The organism is Veillonella sp. 3627, assembly GCF_003992195.1.
GTDB lineage: Bacteria > Bacillota > Negativicutes > Veillonellales > Veillonellaceae > F0422.
The window spans coordinates 1-22,128 of record NZ_RQVG01000011.1; the positions used below are offsets into that span (position 1 = coordinate 1).

General features: G+C 39.4%; 16 protein-coding genes. All 16 read right to left on the bottom strand.

Translation table 11 applies throughout. The annotated features are described in order from the left end of the window. Positions 1-92: 92 nt before the first annotated feature. Positions 93-7,193, bottom strand: coding sequence for a filamentous hemagglutinin N-terminal domain-containing protein (locus EO114_RS06430; RefSeq protein WP_127062188.1), 7,101 nt, complete (start codon positions 7,191-7,193; stop codon positions 93-95). Between the two features lie 126 nt (positions 7,194-7,319). After that, entirely contained in the window at positions 7,320-8,546 is a 1,227-nt protein-coding gene (locus tag EO114_RS06435) for a type II secretion system protein GspD (protein WP_127062190.1), read from the bottom strand. 57 nt (positions 8,547-8,603) lie between these two features. Continuing rightward, positions 8,604-9,347 (bottom strand): hypothetical protein, encoded by a 744-nt coding sequence (locus EO114_RS06440; protein WP_127062192.1) that lies wholly within the window; start codon positions 9,345-9,347, stop codon positions 8,604-8,606. Positions 9,348-9,363: 16 nt separating this feature from the next. Beyond that, positions 9,364-10,344 carry a UDP-glucose 4-epimerase GalE gene (gene galE, locus EO114_RS06445; RefSeq protein ID WP_127062194.1) on the bottom strand — a complete coding sequence of 327 codons (981 nt, stop codon included), beginning with the start codon at positions 10,342-10,344 and terminating at the stop codon, positions 9,364-9,366. 11 nt (positions 10,345-10,355) lie between these two features. Then, positions 10,356-11,807 (bottom strand): glucose-6-phosphate isomerase, encoded by a 1,452-nt coding sequence (locus tag EO114_RS06450; RefSeq protein ID WP_127062197.1) that lies wholly within the window; start codon positions 11,805-11,807, stop codon positions 10,356-10,358. A 98-nt stretch (positions 11,808-11,905) separates the two neighbouring features. After that, a complete protein-coding gene (locus EO114_RS06455; RefSeq protein ID WP_127062200.1) occupies positions 11,906-12,616 on the bottom strand; it encodes a viroplasmin family protein in 711 nt (236 codons plus the stop codon). A 2-nt stretch (positions 12,617-12,618) separates the two neighbouring features. Then, on the bottom strand, positions 12,619-13,107 hold the full coding sequence (ybaK, locus tag EO114_RS06460) for a Cys-tRNA(Pro) deacylase (RefSeq protein WP_127010845.1): 489 nt from the start codon (positions 13,105-13,107) through the stop codon (positions 12,619-12,621). A gap of 8 nt (positions 13,108-13,115) precedes the next feature. Further along, on the bottom strand, positions 13,116-14,114 hold the full coding sequence (locus tag EO114_RS06465) for a nucleoid-associated protein (protein ID WP_127062202.1): 999 nt from the start codon (positions 14,112-14,114) through the stop codon (positions 13,116-13,118). Positions 14,115-14,164: 50 nt separating this feature from the next. Further along, a complete protein-coding gene (locus tag EO114_RS06470) occupies positions 14,165-15,082 on the bottom strand; it encodes an NAD-dependent epimerase/dehydratase family protein (protein WP_127062205.1) in 918 nt (305 codons plus the stop codon). A 90-nt stretch (positions 15,083-15,172) separates the two neighbouring features. Next, positions 15,173-15,721 carry an NAD(P)H-dependent oxidoreductase gene (locus EO114_RS06475; protein ID WP_127062208.1) on the bottom strand — a complete coding sequence of 183 codons (549 nt, stop codon included), beginning with the start codon at positions 15,719-15,721 and terminating at the stop codon, positions 15,173-15,175. A gap of 43 nt (positions 15,722-15,764) precedes the next feature. After that, positions 15,765-16,694 (bottom strand): ComEC/Rec2 family competence protein, encoded by a 930-nt coding sequence (locus EO114_RS06480; RefSeq protein WP_127062211.1) that lies wholly within the window; start codon positions 16,692-16,694, stop codon positions 15,765-15,767. Positions 16,695-16,724: 30 nt separating this feature from the next. Then, a complete protein-coding gene (locus EO114_RS06485; RefSeq protein ID WP_127062213.1) occupies positions 16,725-18,317 on the bottom strand; it encodes an NAD(P)H-hydrate dehydratase in 1,593 nt (530 codons plus the stop codon). An 11-nt stretch (positions 18,318-18,328) separates the two neighbouring features. Further along, positions 18,329-18,691: a holo-ACP synthase gene (gene acpS, locus EO114_RS06490; RefSeq protein WP_164723793.1), complete on the bottom strand. Its 363-nt coding sequence runs from the start codon at positions 18,689-18,691 to the stop codon at positions 18,329-18,331. Between the two features lie 4 nt (positions 18,692-18,695). Next, a complete protein-coding gene (gene rpe / locus EO114_RS06495) occupies positions 18,696-19,343 on the bottom strand; it encodes a ribulose-phosphate 3-epimerase (protein WP_062402431.1) in 648 nt (215 codons plus the stop codon). 1 nt (position 19,344) lies between these two features. Further along, positions 19,345-20,205 carry a ribosome small subunit-dependent GTPase A gene (rsgA, locus tag EO114_RS06500; RefSeq protein ID WP_126940751.1) on the bottom strand — a complete coding sequence of 287 codons (861 nt, stop codon included), beginning with the start codon at positions 20,203-20,205 and terminating at the stop codon, positions 19,345-19,347. An 8-nt stretch (positions 20,206-20,213) separates the two neighbouring features. Next, positions 20,214-22,118 carry a Stk1 family PASTA domain-containing Ser/Thr kinase gene (pknB, locus tag EO114_RS06505; protein WP_127062217.1) on the bottom strand — a complete coding sequence of 635 codons (1,905 nt, stop codon included), beginning with the start codon at positions 22,116-22,118 and terminating at the stop codon, positions 20,214-20,216. Positions 22,119-22,128 lie beyond the last annotated feature (10 nt).

The window sequence follows — 22,128 nt, forward strand, 5'->3', positions numbered from 1 at the left end:
GTCACATACCGGTGAATATTGATATATAGATAGAGTGGCCCTAGTATTCCGACAATTATTAAAAACCACATACATATTTTTCGCATTCTTCATCACCCAATAAACATAAGTTCATCAATTTTATATGCCACATCATAGGTTGTTTTATAGGCAAAAATTTTTTTCCTTTTTGACTGCTGTAAAATATATGCATCTTTCAAGAACCAATATTTAGATTCATCTATATCATGATCCCAATTATCTATAATGGTAATTTTTCCATAAACCAAATCTCCATCAATTTGATATGTCGCTATATAACTTGCTGTTCCATAGGCTAAAGCTTCATCGACTCCTTTCCTATAAAAAGAAATAGTCCCTTCATATGTTACTTGTTCTAAGTTATGCATATAAGAATTCGACATAGTCTTAGAAATTATTTCTTTATTCAGTCCATCGTTATTTGCAAGATATTGATGTACTTTAGAGTTCTCATTTAAAACATATAAAGGAAATCCTGGTAAAATCTCTTCAGATTTTTCTATAATATCTTGATTATTTTCTGGTTCCATAAATAACCCTAACAGTTCTGTCGCTTGTGGGAATATATTTGCTTTTTTATTCAAATGGTACATATTCCACAAGTCATTTTCTGCTTGGTTGATAGTCTTCTCACCATAAGGATTACCTTTACGTTCCATTTCTATATATTGCCCCTTAAAGGTATCAATAAAGTTTTCATATCTTTTCTGCCGTATAGCTTTTGCATGTTCATTTAATAATAAATTCCACTTAACCCCATAATGACTGATGCTTCCACCTAGCTCTCCCGTTCCTCCAGCAAGCTTATCTATGGCATATCCCAAAGCATATGCTAGCCATTGTGCTTTTGCTGGATCGCCATTAGATGCTTCTAATATAGCTGGTGCTAGGAGTTCAGATAGTCCGCCAGCTGCAGTGCCTACACGTATATTACCATTCACCATATTAGCACTTATATTGCCTACTATGGCATGTAATGCTACCTTTTCTGATGAACCTTCCTTCCAACCTGCCATATCAGAGATATGATGAATAGCTTCATTGGCATATTTGTTAAATAATTTAGTTAGTTCTTGTCGTTCTTGTATGTCTTGTTTGTTGAAAATAGTATCCAATGCTTGAAGGCTGTGATTAATATCTCTATTAATTTGACTCACATCCATCTTAAAGTTCTCTACATCAATCATTCCAGGTGCAATAGCAGATTTTGTCACACTGTAAGCTTCTTTTCTTTCACCAGGCATCATATTTGGTAATAGGCCTACTTGATTATGCAAGCTATTAACATACTTGAGGTGGCTTGTATAGTCATTATCTTGATTCAACTGTTGTAAGTATTTTATCTTAGCTGGAATGCTAAGATTTTTATCTGTGAGTATAGCATTTTTTCTATCTCTCATGTGTTGCAAAGACTTCCTGTATTGTACGTCAGATAGATATGATACTCCCTTAGACCCATAGGTATACTTCGCCCTATTCTCCATATCCTTCATAACTAGATATTTTGTTTTCAGTGTATTCGTATCTGTACGACTAGCTAAGAGAGCTCCTTCTAATGTAGTTGTGTTGCCTACGGATATGTTGAATCCTGTACTTCCTGCATAGAGTCCAGATTGGTGGATCACAGAGGTGTATTTGCTATCTATATCAGTCCGTTGTAAAGAACTTTGTAATGATTTGAATGCTCCCTTTTTAGATAGGCTAAGACTCATGCCACCAGATGTAGTATGGTCTGTATAATCATGTGTATCCTGTACAGAGTGAATCTCTAAGTTACCACCAATATTTGCTTGGATAGCCTCCCCTTTAAGAACACCATCTTTGATGTGTACATCCTGTTTTGTAGTTAGTGCAAGGGTATTCGTTGCACGTATCTTCGTAGGGTCATGGACTATATCTGTACCAGCTATATTTCCTTTACTGCCACTGGCATTGACAGATATATCGGAGAATCGGTGTTGTAATACATCATATGAAATACCTAAGGAGCCTTGTTTCTGCTTCATACTCTGTGTCATCTTAGAGGTCGTTTCTTTGCCTTTCACATAGATACTTTTTGACGAGTCTAAGGTAATGTCCTTGCCTTGTACATCGCTTCCTTCTATGCGGAGATCCTCCTTCTTAGTGGTAACACGAATATGTCCATCGGACACAACCGTCGATGCTTTTGCTATCTTGCTGTCTACATGAGTAGAGGCTTCGCTTCGTTCTGTGCCTAAAGATAGATTGAGGTGTAAACTCTTGGCTTGGTCTTTCAGTTTAGATTTTTCTAAAGATGTCTTGGCATCATCATAGGTTTTGTAGGCTAATAGAGCTTTTAATCGCTCGTCTTTCACCATATGTGCTCGTGTCAGTGTACCCACTGCATTGGTTGTGGTATCTACTAAGCGATTCGACAAAGAAAGAGTAAGCCCCGTTTTAGAAAATCTATGTGTTTCTTCTGTATGGGATGTGGTATAACCATTACGTATTGTCACACCAGATCCTTGAACCTGAATATCCCCTTTCGATGCTACATCACTGGCTTCTACTTGTGTAGATCCTGTAGCACCTAAGGTGACAGAACCAAAGCGACTTCCAATCACGCTGCCTTTAGCTACACTGCTCTTAGCATCGTAAGTATCTGTTTGTTTTTGTGTACCAATGGTAAGGCTAAGACCGCCATTACCAAAAATACCCGATTTACGTACTTCCTCACGATGAGTGGCACCAGATTCTTCCTGTGCTGATGTGATGGTCAAATTACCTGCACTCGTAACCGTAACATCTGCATCCCCCACTATATGGCTGGCTTTGACTAGTACGTCTTGTTTACCATCTACCTTAACAATACCACTTGAAATAGTAGAGCCCACTACCGTATCTGTACGTCTATGGTCATAGGTATCCCTTGTGGTAGATGATAAGAACCCTCTATCTTTTTGATGTATCTCAGATAGTGTTTCATGACGCTCAGTACCATGTGCAATAGATACTCGATCTGCTTGTACATCTACAAGGCCCGTTTTACTATGTATGGTACTTGCTTTCATGGATACATTGTTATCCATACGCACCTTCACACCGGTATCACCTTCAATGGTAGCTCCTAGATTCTGTTCTTCTATAACCATCTTACGGTTGAAATAGTCACTACCTCTAGCACCCACAGCTACATCTGACAAAGTTCTATCTGTTACATTCGTAAGGGTTAGAGAGTTCCCTGTAAGGTCCACTGTGTGTCCTATCATGCGAGAGCCTTGTAACGTGATCTCTCCTCCTTGCACTTGTACCGTATGTCCTTGTACGGTACTTCCTAGGTACTTAGTGGACTCTAGGGTCACTCCGCTACCTATATAACGATTTTGTAAGGTCCGGGCAGAGAGTTGTATATCTTTCCCTGCGAGATTCACTGTATTACTACCCTGTATAGTAGCGCCTACAGAGCGTATGGAATCCCCTTGGATATGGATACTACCTTCACTAGTGATACTAGCATTTCCATGCGCTGTATCTTGTTGATATCCAAATGAACTGTTAGTCATTATTTGCGTTTCATTACGGATATCCTTTCCTTCTATATGAACACCATCTTTACCATGTATACGACCCGAAGTATTTTCTAACATATCTGTTCGTATAGACACTAGATTGCCATTCATAGACCCACTGAGGTTTCGGACATGATTTCCTGTAATGGACAGAGAGTCCTTAGCTTGTATGCTGCCAGTATTATATAGTTTTTGGCTTGTTATTTTCACGTCTTTACCTAAGACGATACTACCATCTTTGCGCAAATCTCCCGCTTGTAACATGCTATTAGGTATCCCTGAAAGTAAAGACTGATCATGACCTGTATATTTCGTAAGGGTATGACCACTTTGACGGAGTTCTTCTTTCGCTATTTCTTGATCTTCATATCCATTGCGTAATCGATTGTACACTCGTTCTGGGTCTGCTTGTAATCTAGCGACCATATAGTCACTAGACAAAAATTGCTTTTTATCTGTATATAATGGGTTCTCTTCTATCTTGGCAACGGCAAGGGGCTCCCTCGTCATGTAGAGTTGTTTTGATGGTTCCAACACAGGGGTCACTAATTTAGAAACATCTGTAGGTGCCACCGCAGTTTCAACCTTTTTATCTCGTATGGCATAAGCTGTTCCATCTGCCTCAAGTGTTGTATTGGTAAATGCATTAGACTGGATGCTCGTAGTTCCATGACTGCCTAATACAGCAATACGTTCACTAGATGGACTACTTTCAGCATCAAAGCTCTCGTGATGTTCATAGGGAATATCTGTATGTCCATAGACCCACTTTTTACGTTTCCACCAGCGTTTTTTCTGTTTATACTTCCAGTAATGTCTATCTCGGCCTATATCATCGTAGTGAACCGTCCCTTGATATCCTGTGTTGGTAATGGAATCTGCCGTAACCTGTAAGCCATCCTTCGCCATAATCTGGCTATATGTATTTTGCACATCTTGCCCTGTAATGTGAATTGTACCATCGCTCAGTATTCTAGATGTGGCGGTTTCCTCTTCTATGGTTCCTGTATGAATCGTTCTATGGTATTTTCTATCTGCCTCATAATAGTTAGGCTGGTCTAGATGCGGTATGCCCTCATACTTATCTTCTTCTGAAATGGTCCACCCCGTCTTAAACACATCCTTATGGTTTTGTATTTTAGGGGCTGTGATAGTGAGATCACCTTTGACAATGACATCTGATGACCTATTTTCAAAGCTCTCTTTTCCCAATACATAGGCATTACCTTTTACATAGATGTCTGAACCAAAGTAAGAACCTTTGCTGTTGATATTCCGAATGTGGCGACCTTGCGCACGCAAATTACCTAACACATGCCACAACCCATCTGTATTCGTCACATCTTCTTTCATATCTATCTCTGCATCGTTTTTTGCAAAGAGAATGCCTTTCGTATTAGCAAAGGTATTCCCTTGTATCTGTAGGGTATCTTCTGCAATGATTGCCCCTATGTTTGTGTTTTCTAAATTGCCTACGCCTAAGTGCATCACACCATGACTGACCACATGGGACGCATCGTTCTGTAAGGTATCTCCCGTGATATGCACACTAGTACCAGCTTCTAATACAGAAGAATTGCTATTTCGGATATGATGCGCTGAGATATGTACATTCTGATTCGCCTTCATAATTCCCTTATCTTGTACAAGCTCATTTCCAGCAAATTGGAGAGTATCTTTACTTTCTACAAAACCCGCATTGTGCATAGTTTTGGCAGATATATGCATAGTCTCTGCTGCTATATTTCCTGTATTCTCTAAGGTATCTGTGTCAATACGAAGGTGATGGCCCCATAGTTCACTGCGGCGGTTACGTAGATGGTCAGTGATGAAAGTACTATCTATCTGCTGTCCCCCATAGCCCTTTCCTACGATGTCTATATAATCTTTCCCTTGCAGGGTCATATGAGTGCCATTGATCACACCAAATCCGTTGACGGTCATACCATTTGGGTTCACAATGACTACATCCGCTGGATTCCCTGCCACTTCTATATATCCCTTTAAAGTAGATGGGTTCGTAGAGGTAACTTCATTGATGATTGTCTTAGCACCATTCCCAGCTAAGAACATATTTTTATCAATGTAACCAGCTAACTGAGTTTTTGTGTATTTCGTAGCATTATTGAGAATAAGGCCTCGGTCTTTCACATTAAACTGTGTATATGCATTGTGAGAAACACCGTTTCCATCAACACCAGCAATGTGTAGGATATCTATGCCATTCCTCGTCGTATCTAAGATAGGTTGGCGATTCTTGGGACTATTCGTATCTACAACAATAGGTAACTCTTCTTGTGTATCCTCTACCACCACCTTGTTAGGTATATGAGGGATAGGTTGTATGGTCGGTGTATGTAAAGGGTTCTCTAAAGCTGGTTTTGAGCTATCTACAGGTATTTCAGGATTAGGTGTTTGCGATTCTATATGCAGTTTATCTTTAGATACTACTTGTATATGGTTTCGATCTACTTCTACCTGTTTCCCACGTACAGTGATATCCCCAGACTGAGAGCGTATGCCGCCTTGATACACAATAGAGTCTATACCTTGGATTGTTATATTCTCCGCACTGGAAATCACTCCCTGTCCACGAAGATTGGTCACATTCGCCTCAATCTGTTTTCCTTGTAGGTTCCCATCGTTGGTAAGTGTACCGCTTTGTATTGTCACTGTTTCATCACTCACAAGGGTGCCACGATTATGAAAGTCTTGGCTACGAATCACTACTTTTTTGGCACTGTGAATACTTGTAGGCTCTTGCTGTGAACCACCTTGTTCAATGGTGAGATTTCCCGCTGTATCAATATGTAGGTTCCCCGCTATGGCATCGATAGAGCCACTGATATTAACACCTAATCCAGATTCTGTACCGATTAAAGAAATGGTATTTCCATACATACCACCAAGAGCCCCTACATCTAAGGCAACACCTGTAGAGGTATTTCCACCAGATTCCTTAGCTGTTACAGTTCCATCCGCATAATTCACTATATTACGTCCTGTGATAGCTCGAATAGAATCTTGTGCCACCACATCTGCATTGATACGAATCGTCTTTGCCAGTAAATCGACCTTTGAAATAGGGGTATATGAGTTAGCTCCACTATGTTCCGTAGGTGCATTGATAGCCCCTGTTACATCAATCTTTCCTTTCTCAATGGTAAAGTTTTCTAACTGACCATCTACCATGTGTGGGACACCTGTAGTAAGCGTGGCTTTTGGGGTGTTAATAAAATGAACTCCTTTGATAGAAATCCCGTTGGGATTGGCAATGACCACATCCGCAGGCTGTCCTGCTACTTCAAAAGTTCCTGCTAACTGGGATGTAGAAGTCCCTACTACTTCATTGACAATAAGGTTGGCAGACTCTCGTAAGTTAGGGTTTGCATTTACAGGACCAATCTGAGTACTAACTGTAGGTGTAGTGGCATTGTTAAAAATAGCCCCCGTATCTGTAGAAAAGGACTCATACCGATTATGGGATACACCATGGGTCGGACTTGCAATCTGTATAATGGGAACAGCCTGACTATTGTCCACCATTACTTCGTGACTTATAATGCCCTGTGCTGCATAGGTTCCTAATTGCAAAGACAACGTAATCCATAACGTTAAGAGTTCTTTTCTTTCTTTTTTCATATCAATACCCCTATTATATAACGACCATATCCCAAAAACCTGATATGTTCTATGCTTTCATCATATCATACATAAAAGGATTTTTGGAATAGTGAATGCGTATATATGGTATTTTGCCTTTCTTATTTACTGAATTACCCTAGCGGTCACTAAAATATATAATTCTACTTCATCTTTTGTTTTACGACTATGTTGAAATAGTTTCCCAATCAAAGGAATATCTCCCAAAATAGGTACTTTTTGCCATTGTCGCACGGTACGTCGATCCATCAATCCACCAATGACCAATGTTTCTCCATCAGGTATGCGCACTCTTGTTTTCGCTTGCCTTGTGGTAATGCGATAAGCTTTCATTTCAGGGACCAAAGTAGGGTTACTCACTTCAGCTTCCACAATAGTATCAATGTGATTCCCCTGTAATACATAAGGTTTGCATAATAACCGAATACCCGCCTCTTCATAGCGAATACTGGTTCTCGTGACACCATTTTGAATAGATTCTACTGTCACCGGCACGCGTTCACCAATAAGTATGCTTGCTTCCTCTCCATTAAGAGCTACAATACTAGGTCTTGCAATCAATGCCATACGACTACTTCCTTCTTTAGCAGATACTGTAGGGTGCGCTAAAAACGAATACGATGTGCCCTTAGGCATATGACCGATATGAACATTTCCTTCCACACCTGATTCAGATTTTCCATGCATGGAAAGCCCTGAACTTTGTAATCCAGGAAATGACCATTGTATCCCTAGTTCTTTAGCATAGCCTTTTTCCATTGCCAATACCGCCACATCTAACTGTACTTGTTTTGGTGTAGCATGCCAAGATCGTAGTAATTTTTCTACTTCTAAAATTTCATGAACCGTTCCATAATAAATCACTTCATTCGTGCTTGGCATCACTTGTACATGTTCTTTAGGTACTACAGACAGAATCAGATTGCTCAATTCCTCAGGCGTTCCTATCTCCGCTACGATTCGACGCACATGTCGACGTTCTTTTTCTTCATGGCGCCCCTCTACAATGAAGGTACCACCTTCTTCATAGACTAAAAAACCTAACTGTGATCCCAACTTAGTAATGGCCTCTTGTCCTGAATTTTCTTGTACTTCTAAAGTAACCTTCCCCTCTAATGTATCTAATCCTACTACTGAAAGTTTCTCCGTCCTAGCTATGGTTTGCACCAATGTTCGTAAAGGCATATCTTTAGCCATAATATGTACTGCCTCTGCAGGGAAAATTCCTAAAACTATCATTATCACCGCATAGGCTATTCCCCAGCGATAGATAGCTTGATGGATATGGATTGCTACATTCCTTTTAAAATAATTTACTGTTTTAATCCACATATGTATCTCCTTCCTTTATGTTTCTACTTCTTACTCAACATATTTTTTACCCTTCCTTTATTCTATCCATTGAACAGAACTGTTTACTTGAACTTGTACCTTTGTATCACGAATCGTATGCACCTGTACCTCATCAACTACATCTCCTTCATACACAGTATGAGTATTTCCATTAATATCTAACACAGCTACAGGTACCTCTCCTTGTATAATTCCCAACAGTTGTACTTGCATCTCTTTTACATGCCCTACCTCATGTCTCGCATGCGTGTTTCTACCATTATCATTGCCATAGGTATGTACAGCGTATCCTTCCATACTATGTTTATTACCTTTTCCTTTCCTGTTCATATTGTCCATGTTGCTTCTATCTGCACTTAGTACCGATGTTGGAGTAACTACAGACAATTCCTTTGAAAACGTATCTAGTAAAGGATAGGGTCGTACTACATTCCGTATTGGAAAGACAAGTTTCCCCTTATCTGTCTCTCCTTCTAGGGATTCTCTCTTTTTTTCATGTTTCTTTCCCCTATATTTTTTCTCACCTTTTTCAGATGTATGAGTAAGTGTTTCTGAAGAATCTTCAAATTTTCCTTTTTTATTTTTTCCTAATGCATCACTTTCACGATGTGACTGTATAGGACTTTCTAATTGTTCAACCTCCGACCATGCGGACTCTCTCCAACCTAGATAGCAAATAAGGCACAATAAAACGGTCGCCCCGAAAACGAGACGACCGTGTGTACGTATATATCTTTCTATTTGGTTGTAGAGGTCTTTCACAGATGATACGTTCATCATGCCCTCCTATATACGATTAATATCCTTTTGGATGTAGTTGATGCCAATTCCAAGCATCACGAATCACTTCTTGTACTGTACTATGTACAGGTGTCCAACCAAGTTTAGCATGAATTTTTTTAGAAGATGCAATTAATGTACCTGGATCCCCAGCACGACGTTCCCCGTAATCAACGCGGAAATCTACACCTGTCACTTCTTTAGTAGCAGCTACGATTTCATTTACACTAAAACCATTACCTGAACCTAAGTTAAATACGTCTGATTCTCCACCATTATACAGATATTCCATAGCTAGAATATGAGCAGAAGCTAAATCATTTACATGCACGTAATCACGTACGCATGTACCATCCGCAGTATCATAATCTGTACCAAATACAGTGATGGATTCACGCTTACCCAAAGCTGCATCAATAATAAGTGGGATTAGATGTGTTTCTGGTGTATGATCTTCACCAATTTCACCAGATGGATCGGCACCTGCTGCATTAAAATAACGTAGTGCTACAAATTTAAATCCATAAATTTTGCTATAGTCACGTAGCATATCTTCAATCATCAATTTTGTGCGACCATACACATTGGTAGGATTCCATTTCGCATCTTCTGTAATAGGTACTACTTCTGGTTCACCATAGACAGCTGCCGTAGAGGAGAATACTAATCGATTTACGCCATGTTTACGAGCTGTTTCTACTAAGCGGTAAGAACCTACTACATTATTTTCATAATAGATGGATGGATTTACCATAGATTCCCCAACTTGAGAGTGTGCTGCAAAGTGCATAATGCCATCAATTTTATGCGTATCCAGAACCTCACCTAATGCAGGGTCTGTAATATCCATTTCATAGAATGGTACTCCTGCAGGAATCGACTCCTTATGGCCTCGAGATAAATTATCTACAATCACCACTTGATGACCTGCTCCTAATAAGGCACGTACTGTATGGCTACCAATATACCCAGCGCCACCTGTTACTAAAATATTCATTCTTACTTCTCCTATGCTTTTGAAAGTTTAGGTCCTAATAATTTTTTATATACTTCTACACCTGGTTGATTGAAAGCATCCACCCCTGCCAATTGTCCTTCAAAGTAGATGGCCCAGCACATAGTAAACATCAATTCTCCCAAATGGAAGGCATTCATCGTTGGAACTTGGTAGGTTCCATTAAATCGTCCATCGCTTGCTAAGGACTCTGCATTGGATGCCAAGGCAGCACGATTGATAAATCCTAAGTCAAGACCTGCTAAGGCTTCAAGTTTACTATATTGGTCATACATATGTGGCACTGTTAGATTCACATGCCAATTTTCTACATCTACAAAAGATACAACTTTATCGTAGCGTCCTTCTTGATGTTCCTGTGTTTGGGCATGCATGTCTGTAGTACCCACCGCTACAATTGGAGTACGACCATAGTGTCCAGATTTATCATCTTTCTCTTTACCTAAGGATTCCGCTAATAATTGTACATACCATTCAGATAAAGATTTCAAACGATCTGCATAAGGCATAAACACTTCAATATGACGACCATATTGTTCAGAGCCAATATATTTTAACACAGCACTTAACAAGGCTGGATTCTTCCATACATCTTGTTCTTGAGCTGCTATATCTGCTACTTTAGCCCCATCTAAATAATCATGAATGTCAAATCCTAATAAAGCACCGATTACTAATCCTACTTCTGAGAACACAGAGAAACGACCACCAATGCCATCAGGTACAGCGAAGATGGAGTCTCCCCAACCTTCTGCAACGGCTAATTTATGCAATAACGTTTCTTTTTCATCATCTCTAGGATCTGTTACAACTAGTACTTCATAATTAATCATTGCTACTTCTAGAGCTTCTTTCACAATCATGAAGTTTGTCATTGGTTCAATAGTAGAACCAGATTTAGAAATTAGCACCAATAGCACTTTATACTCATTAGGTACATGGGCATGGTCTTCTAAAAATTGTTGCCCTTTCCATTCTCTTTGTAATTGCTTAATTAATTCTTGGGTACGTACAGGGTCAACATTATTACCACTGAAATACATACGTGGACGGTAATTACGTTCTTCATCGCTCATGGAGTTCCAAAACTCCCCACAATGTACGTCAAATAATACTTTTCCACCTAGGAAAGAACCACCAATACCAAAGCTTACTACAGTGCTTACTTTCTTATTTCTTAAAGCATCTAATCTAGCCATCACAGTAGGATTATTAATATGTCCTTCCACTACATACGGCAATTGTGGAAAAAGTACTAATTCAGGCTCTCCATCCTTGGACAGATGGCCTTTTACAATACCATGATGACGAGTTTCTTCCGCTGCTGCTAAGGCATCAGAAATGGCAGTGCCTAAGTTTGTTACATCTGCTTCCGTCACCCCACCAGGTAACATCATATTTGTATAATCATAAACAAAACCAGAGTCTAATTGAATCCGTTTCATAGTTTCCTCCTATGTACAGTATGATTGTAATCGTACTTTTATTGTACATCAAATCATGGAGAGATTAAAGGAATTTTATGAGAAATTTCCTACCAGTGTTATTTTAGTAGCGTTCCTTTCTTTGCTAATGCATCTGCACGGTCGTTATAGGCGATACCAGAGTGAGCTTTTACCTTATGAAAATCGATACGAAGTTTTTTGCTAGCTTCTTTCATTCGTTTCGCATAGTTAGTTGTTAATGGATTATTTGTTTTCCATCTACCTGTAGCCCACATTTCAATGCCCATATAATCATAATAGAGAGAGCATGATGTATACCCATGGTCTAATGCATAATCCACTACATGAAGTGCTGCTAATAATTCCCCAGACACATTCCAATAGGCCACATGATTCGGTTCTGTACTCGAAAGAGAAAATTCTACTTCTTCTGCACCAAGAAGAATAACCCCTCCAGAGCCAACCACACCTTTTCGCTTATCAAAACTGCCGTCGATAAAAGCACGAATTTCACAAGGATCTGATTCTACGATTTGACTTATGTTATCAGTCTGTGTTTTAAGATATTCACCTACGCTCATACCTTTAGACGCACTAGCAGATGTTTTCTTTGTATCAGTTCTAGTCGGTTTAATCCCTGCACTCTTAGGTAAATCGATAGAGCCCATATAGGCTTTTGCTTCTGCTTCTGTAGGGAATGACTTATACTGCGCACCAGGAAATCCTTTTACTTGCACTTCACAGTCAGACCATGTCACGTAGATTCCTGGATTGTGCCCTACTCGAACAGCATAATACTTCTTTGCCATACTTACCCCATTGTCAGTGGCGCTATCGTGCCACCTACTACATCTACTAATGCTTGTGGATTAACCTGTACTTGCATCCCTCTAAGTCCTGCACTGACATAGACCATAGGAATGGATGTAATGCTATCATCAAAATAGGTAGGAAATGCTTTTTTCATCCCTAATGGAGAGCAACCGCCACGTAAGTATCCTGTTAACGGTAATAAGTCTTTTACCGCAATCAATTCTACCGATTTATTTCCACTCACTCGTGCGGCTTGTTTCATATCTAGTTCCCCTTCTACAGGAATACAGAATACTACATGACCTGTTACATTGCCTTTCCCAACCAATGTTTTAAACACTTGTTCAGGCGGAATATGCAAAGATTCAGCAACATGTATACCAGCTCCGCGTTCTTCAGACCATTCGTAGGTGAACACTTCATAGTCAATATGGTGAGTATCTAGTATGCGTAATGCATTTGTTTTTTTATGTCCTTTTTTACTCATTAGACCCCCTATTTGTTGGTAATCTTTGAAATATTTTTTAATTCAATGCGCAAGGTACCATTTTCATTCGTTGAAATTTCTATAAACTCACGATCATTCATATATTCTACTGGAAATGAAAGTTCAATACCAGTATCTGTTTTAATTTTATGTTGCTTCCCCACTTTTGTAGCATAGGTCCGACTCACTGGCAATGGTTCAAGTAAATCTTCTTCTGCTAGCTCTTTCATAGCTGCTTCTCGCTGAATGGGGTTCGTACTAAACACTTGCTCAATAATATGTCGTGCTTCTAATGTATCAGAAACTTCTGCATTCTTAGCTAGTAATTCTTTTGTTTTAGCCATAGCTGCCACACCATCTTGCTCATGAGCTTTAGAAATTCGATCTACCACTGTACGTACTTTTTTCACTGTATCTTTAGAAGACGGATTCGTGGTAACCTGAAAGATTCGTTCTTCCAAGAAGTGCATTTTCTCTCCATCATATTCTCCTTTCGGCTCAAAGAGACGAATGGATAAATCAGAAAGTTTAATACTTGCAAAAGCATATAGTTTTTGTGTCACTGTTGGTAATACGACTCTATGCTCTACTAATTTTGTTGCTAATGAACCATCCTCTTCTGAATATAATTGGTGAGTATATCCATCATGGGCTTTACAAAGAAGAACACAAAGGTAAGCTTGCTCTCCTTGTGCTTCACAGACAATCATATCTAGTACACAAGGGTCCATTGCTTGTGCCATATAGATAAATAAAGTCTCACCTAGTTCTTTACCAAACTCTACAAGGCTTACTTCTTGATTCTCCAATTGTTTAATCTTTCTCCCCCATGGGGTTTGGTCCGAGATATAACCAGTTCTAGTTCCAGGGTCTTGTAACGCTTTCATTACATGCATTTCAAGATAGCTTTGTATCTCTGGTTCAGTAATATCCATATGATGATCTGAATAGGCCGACATAGACGACGTAAAGTCAAACACTTCTAGTACAGCTGCATTAATTTGCATAGTTCCTCCTCAATAACAAAGAGCTTTGCCTTCGCAAAGCTCTTATGATGTTATCTATTATCTTTCACATAGTGATAGGTATTTTCCAGTCCTTTTTGTAATGTCCATTTCGGCATATACCCTAAAGATTGTTTTGCTTTTGCAGTACTCAATAAAGAATGTTTAATATCACCAATGCGCGGTTCTTCATAATAACGTGTTACCGTAGTGCCAGCAATATCTTCTAATGTGTCGATTAAATCATTCACAGAAATTCCAGTTTCTGTACTCACATTGATGACACCTGTTACATCATTATTCAATCCCAATATATTTGCTTCTACTACGTCATCTACATAGACAAAGTCACGTGTTTGTTCTCCATCACCAAAAATTTTGATGGATTCACCATTCGCCACATGTTCGCAGAAAATGCTAACAACGCCACCTTCACCACCATTTCCTTGACGTGGTCCATATACATTAGAATAGCGATAGCAAATATAAGATAATCCAAAAGATTCTTGGTAAATACGCAAATAGCCTTCCGTAGTTAATTTTGTCAATCCATAGCAAGAACGAGGCACTCCTGCCAATTCTTCTGTAAGAGGTAATACCTCTAAATCACCATATACAGCAGCAGAGGATGGCATAAGGAATTTTTTTACTCCCACTTTAACTGAGGCTTGTAATAAATTCAATAGTCCCATTAGATTGATATCACAATCTTCTGTTGGATGTACCATGGATTCTGCTACTACTGTTTGCGCTGCCTCATGAAATACATAGTCCGGTTGAAAGTCTTCAAACACGTCATGTATCTTTTTATCTCGTATATCCAATTCTAAAAATTCAGCTTGTTCATTCACAAATGTCCGCAATCCACTGCTTAAATTGTCAATGACAAGTACACGATGTCCCTCTTGAATCAATCTGTCTACTAGATGTGATCCAATGAAACCGGCACCGCCTGTTACAATTATATTCATGTTCCTCATTCCTGTATCAATGACTGTCTTAGTAATATAAATTATACACCGTATCTAGTATATCGCAATAGTATGTACCCTATGGTGCACTTAAGCGTCTATATACTGAACTAATTGCTCACAGTGTTCTTTTGCTTGTCTATGAATCACTTGTAGCTGTGCATCTTCACCTGTATACAGCATATTGCCAGTGAAAACACCACCTTTAAAATTCATTTTACAGAACTTACAAGTAGCTTCACAGGTTTTAAATATTTCATCAATGGTAATGCCTTTATCACCATACAACGCATATTCATCATTACCACAAGCGGCGGTAAGACCAACAACCATATCCTTACCGGCTACTGCATAGGTATCTGCTCCATAGGCCCAACCATAAGCAAACACTTCTTCAAACCATCTCATAATCAGCGATGTTAAAGAATACCAAAATAGAGGAGACTGTATCACAATCGTATCTGCCCACAGCAGCTTTTCACGTTCTGCTTCTACATTGATCTTGTAATCTCCGTAGAGCACTTCCAAACGATCAAACTCAGCCTTAGGATATTTTTCTTTAAGCAACGCGAGAATCTCTTTGTTTGCCACAGAATTTTCTTCGTGGGTATGACCTGTTACAATTAAAATGTTTTTCATTTCTATACCTCCCCTAATTTAGACCCTTATATAATACACTCTATTATCGTTCTCGTTGGATATCATAGTCTGTACCATTTGTCCGAATGGTAACAGTCCCCATCGTATCTGTACGATAGATATCTACATGTTCCTCCAATAAACGTGCCATAGCTTTCTCACCAGGATGTCCATAAGAATTATGTAAACCTGCAGAAATAACAGCTGCTTCTGGTCGAACAGAACGAATAAAATCTTTTTGACTAGAACCATTACTACCATGGTGTCCCACTTTTAAGACTTTACTAGACATTTTTGTATTTTGCTCTTTAATAAGACGTGCTTCTTCTTCTTTTTCCGCGTCACCAGTCATAAGCATAGAAAACTTACCAAATGTCAGCTTACCTACAATGGAGTTATTATTTTGATGAACTTCACCTTTTTTGTCAGCCATCACTTCCCCTTTCCAAGGGGCATAGACCTCAAAATAAGCGCCATTTCCTAAGTCTAAAAGATCACCTTTATGAAGTGTTTCACGATGAATCTGTTTTGTCTCTATCATTTTTAAATAGGTTCTATAGGTACCACTATCGATATCGATGCCATTATCATAGACATGTTTAATCGGGATTGCTTTGGCAATAGCATAGAAACCGCCAATATGGTCCGCATGAGGATGTGTCAAAATGACATTTTCTAATTCTTTCACACCATATTTTTTTAATAAGGCGACCACCTGTGGTCTATGTTCAATATCGCCTGTATCAATCATGGAAAATCTATCACCAATTTGGAGTAAAATTGCATCTCCTTGTCCGATATCCAGTACATGGACCTTCATAGTACCAGTTGGTGCTTGCGTAGATTGACTGACCTCTGTCTTTGCAACATTTGCATTCGCCTGTGAAAGTTCTTTTCCACAGCCCAATAGACTAAGTAGTGATACTACCAACACACCTAACAAGAGTAGATATTTATATATTGATTTTTTCATTTTGAAGTACTTTCTAATTTCTACGTATTATCACAGAGGTATCATTCGCACATATCCATCCATAGAGGGTAATACTCGACCAATTCGCTGTGCCACTTCTGTAGGAGTAAATCCTGGACCACAATCATCGAGTGCTATATCTCCGGCTCGACTATGGGCATACACAGCAACATTAATAGCATTCATTGGATCCTGCTCTTGATTCAACAGAGAACCAATCACACCAGCTAATACATCACCCATGCCCCCAGTTCCCATATATGGGTTACCAGTTGTCGTTAGATATACTCTGCCAGCTGGGTTAGCCAGAATCGTTGGTTGTCCTTTAAGCACTACATATACATTGTACTCTTTCGCAAAGGCACTAGCATATCCAATGGGATCTTTGTTAAGCTCTCCTATACTTTTTCCTGTAAGAGCTGAAAATTCACCTAAATGCGGTGTTACTACAACGGCATGCCCTTTTTTACCTAATGTATACGAGCACTGTTTTAATAATGATACATCATTAGAAATCGCTATGAGACCATCTGCATCAAGTACCATGTGGCTATCTGTAACAGATTGCATCCATTGAAGTAAATGTTTCCTATCAGTATTACTCCTGCCACCACCAGGGCCAATGACTACTGTGCTATTCCCATCTAGTTGTTCTACATTGTTACAATCACGAATCATCATTTCAGGGCGACTCAAGGAACGCAACGCATCTAACTCATTTGTACCAGACAGTATAGTGACCTTTCCAGCTCCACTACGTAAAGCTCCTTCAGCACTTAATATGGGAGCCCCATAAACTCCCGGAGAACCACCGACAATATAAACATGTCCATTGGTCCCTTTATGGGCAATGGGAGAACGAGGCTCTACATACAAGGAATCTGCATTGTTCCAATAGATTTCGGACCAATTATGATCAGACTCCCCTAAGGCATGATGGGGAAAAGGATATCCAATACTGCCTACGGTCATTTTCCCTACATATTGTCGCCCTGGATACATAAGCATTCCCACTTTAGGAGCTAATAATGTAATCGTTTCATCTGCTCTGAATGAGGATACATCGGCATTTCCTGTTAAGCCATTTACACCACTAGGAATATCGATAGCAATACATGTTCGTATCTCACTGTTAGAACGCCATGCTTTACATTGTTCAAAAATAGATGCTATCTGTTCTGGCAATACACCGTGAAAGCCTGTACCAAACACACCATCTACCACAATACTCACATCCCGTAATATATGGGAGGGTATTAGATTTCCATTAGACTGCATCATCTCATCAGTCACAATCGTAATCGTATCTTCTAGAGTATGTACCACCTTCCATTGTTGTTGAAACAAAGGAGATCCTTCGTCTGGATTCCCACACACAACAACATAGGGCGTCACTTCAGGCACTTCTCTTAACAATCGTGCTGCCACTAAGGCATCACCACCGTTATTGCCAATGCCACAAAGAAATAAAACTCCCTTTGGCCTCTTTATTTCTTGTATGTATCTATATACTACCTCAAAAACAGATCGTCCCGCTTGTTCCATTAAATGAGATACTGGAAGTCCTAAACTTTCAATATATTGATCTACTATGTTAACTTGCTTTGGAGTTAAAAGTCGCATAGGTCTATCCTCTAATATACAATGACAGTACTCGTAGCATATTCACGACAATGACTAATAGAAACTTGCATCGTTTCATATCCTAAGGCTTTCATTTGTTGTCCAAAATAGCCTGTACAAGTAAGGACAGGTGCCCCCCATGCATCGTGAGTAATCTCAATATCCTGCCAAGAACCGTGGCGAAATCCTGTCCCCAAGGCTTTTACACAAGCTTCTTTCGCCGCAAAGATGCCCGCAAAGGATGCTGCTGCTTGTTTGTTACGTCCCCACGCATAGTTTCGTTCGTATTCTGTAAATATTCGTTGTAAAAAAGTATCCCGTTCAATCGCTTGTTCCATACGATGAATTTCTATGATATCTGTACCTACTCGAATCATCTTAGCCTCGTAATCTGGCAATCATCATCGCTCTATCTTCTGCTCCGAATACAGCAGAACCAGCTACTAATAGAGTAGCCCCTGCTTCACGCACTAATGGAGCTGTTTCCAAGTTAATACCACCATCTACTTCTACAACAGCTTTTGTATTGCCTACCGAGTCCAATAGTTCTCGAGCTTGCTTTACTTTTTTTACTGCATTATGAATAAACGATTGGCCGCCAAATCCTGGATTTACACTCATAATTAAAATTAAATCTAAATCTTCTGCAATATCTTCCAGTAAGGAAACTGGCGTAGATGGATTTAAAGAAACGCCTGCTTTCATACCAGTTGCTTTGATAGCTTGAATCAAACGATGCGCATGTGGCACAGCTTCCCAATGAAAGGTGAAATACTCCACACCTATCTTGGCATACTCTTCTACATAATCACCTGGATTTTCTACCATTAAATGTACATCAAAAGGCAATTTCGTATGTGGACGCAATGCTTTTACCACAGGAGCACCAAATGTTAGGTTTGGCACAAAATGTCCATCCATCACATCAATATGTAATAAGTCAGCACCACCTTCTTCGATAGTACGAATATCTTCTCGCAAATTAGAAAAATCTGCCGATAACATAGATGGGGCAATTTGAATCATCTTATCGTCTCCTTTGATCTTCAAGTTCTGATTTAATCGTCAAATAGGATTGGTATCGTTGCTCACTAATCTGCCTATTAGCTAAGGCATCTTTCACAGAACAAATAGGTTCATGACTATGGGAACAAGGACTAAACTTGCATCCCCTATCATGGTCACCAAACTCAGGGAATGTATGCACTAACTCTTCTACAGTCATCCCTGTATGCTCTAGAGCTGAAAATCCTGGTGTATCCATGATAAAGGAACTTTCATCCAAGCTGTATAAAGAGGCATGGCGCGTCGTATGGCGACCACGTTTAATCTTATCGCTAACAGCCCCTGTTTGAAAGGCAAAATTCGGATCTACTGCATTTAGCAAACTACTTTTACCTACGCCAGAAGGGCCGGCAAAGGCACTGATTTTACCATGTAATACATGGCGTAACTCCTCAATCCCTTCACCAGTATATGTGGACGTGCAGAGTACAGTGTAACCGATATTTTCATAGATAGATTTCAGTTTCATCGTATCTTCTGTATGCAAATCATATTTATTAATCACTAGTACTGGAGGAATATGACTATGATGAATCATCACTAATAAACGATCCAATAATAGAGGATGAATATCTGGCTCTCTAGCTGCTACCACTACAATGACTTGGTCAATATTGGCAATGGCTGGTCTACGCAAAGAATTTCTTCGTGGTTCAATCGTATCAATCCAAGAATCTTCTGTAATTGTCACTGAATCACCTACTAAAAGGGAATATCGTTCTTTTTTTAATCGACCACGCACTTTACATTCATGCACATCTCCATTTGGAGTCTGCACATAAAAGTAGCCATTCATATTTTTAATTACAACACCTTGTTCCATAGTCTCTCCTATAAGGATTGTTCTTGCACTAATGCATTGTTTAAGTACACCTGTACGCGTACATTTCCAGATCCTGATACACTTTTCACAATACGATCTCCAGGCGCATTTGTACCATCATAGACAACACGACCGCCATCGTCATCAATAACCACTAGCTTGATATGCTGGGAGGCACGTCCATTTGGTACGGTTATATCTACTACACCTTTTGTAGTACCATTTTGTTTACTATTAGTAGTATCTTTTTTGGCATCTTTTGCTTGCCCTACTAGAGAAATACTTTCATCACGTTTTACGGAAGATCCTGGTGCTGGGCTCACTTCAATTACAATTGCAGAATCCTCATTAGAGCCTGCTATTTTACTAATGCTTAATCCTAAATTTCCCAATGCTTCTTTAGCTTCTTTAATTGTCATACCCACTACATTAGGTATCTCTACCATGGTAGATTTTGTTTCATTAATCGTAATATCTACGGTTGCATTTTTAGAGGCTTTACCGCCTGGCTGTAAGCCTTGACTAATAATAACTCCATCATCTTTACTAGTGTCACTTACATAGGATATCTTACCAATTGATAGGCCTAAGGCTTTCAACTTTTCTCTTGCCTGATCAAAACTCATCCCTTGTAGATCTGGTATTGTTATATCACCAGCACCTTTACTAACCACCAAATGAACCATCCGTTGTTCTTTTACTGTTTCACCTGGCTCAGGACTCTGTGAAATAACCTGCCCTGCAGGTACATCAGAGTTAGTTACCTCTGAACTAGAGACTCGAAGATGTCGTTCTTCCAACAATCGTGTAGCCACACTTAATTGTTTGCCCACCACGTTTGGCACATCTACTGTGGAATTACTCCAAAAGTTACCAAAACTCAAGAAGGCCCATAAAAAGGCAAGCAAAAAGGCAAAAACAGCACCACCAATGACATATTTTTGTGGTAAGTTTCCAAGTTTTGCCAATATTCCTTCTTGTGAATCAGCCTCATCTTCCATAGTGTCTGTCTCCATAGGAGGTAATACTTGTGTAGCAAAGTCATGCTGTAATGGTCGTGTCGAAGTACTACCACGATAACCTAAAGACATCCGTAAAGCTTGAATCATCTCAGAAATAGAACCAAATCTCTTACCAGGTTCTTTTTCTAATGCTGTCAAAACAACTTGCTCTAACTGTGCTGGAATCTGTGGATTCTTAATACGTGGTGCCAATACTCGATCACGTACATGTTGTAAGGCTACACTAACTGGTGTCTCTCCTCTAAAAGGAACTTCTCCCGTTAATAATTCATAAAGCACAACCCCTAATGAATAAATATCTGTACTCACATTAATACTTTTTCCACTAGCTTGTTCTGGAGAAATATAATGAGCTGATCCCATTACTGAATTTGTATACATCATCGTAGCTGCTGTATTAATTGCACGAGCAATGCCAAAGTCAGTTACTTTGATACGGCCAGAATCTGTAATTAAAATATTATGCGGTTTTATATCACAATGTACTATGCCCATCATGTGTGCATGCTCCAAGCCCTCTGCAATAGCTACTACTATTTTTACAGCCTCTTGCACAGATACTTGATTACCATGATGTTGAATATACTCTTTCAATGTACATCCAGATACATATTCCATAATAATGTAATGAAAGCCTTGATCAAAGCCTACATCATACATACTAACAACATTGGGATGATTTAATTTACCAGCAGCTTGCGCTTCTCGCTTAAACCGAGCCACAAAATCTTGATCACTACCAAAATTTTGATGCAAAATTTTAATGGCCACAGGTCTTCCTAACAATGTATCTTTTCCAAGATATACGTCGGCCATGCCGCCAACACCTATTTTTTGCTGTACTTCATAGCGATGGTCAAAGACCAATCCTACTAATGTAAGTCTATCCATAAGTCACCTC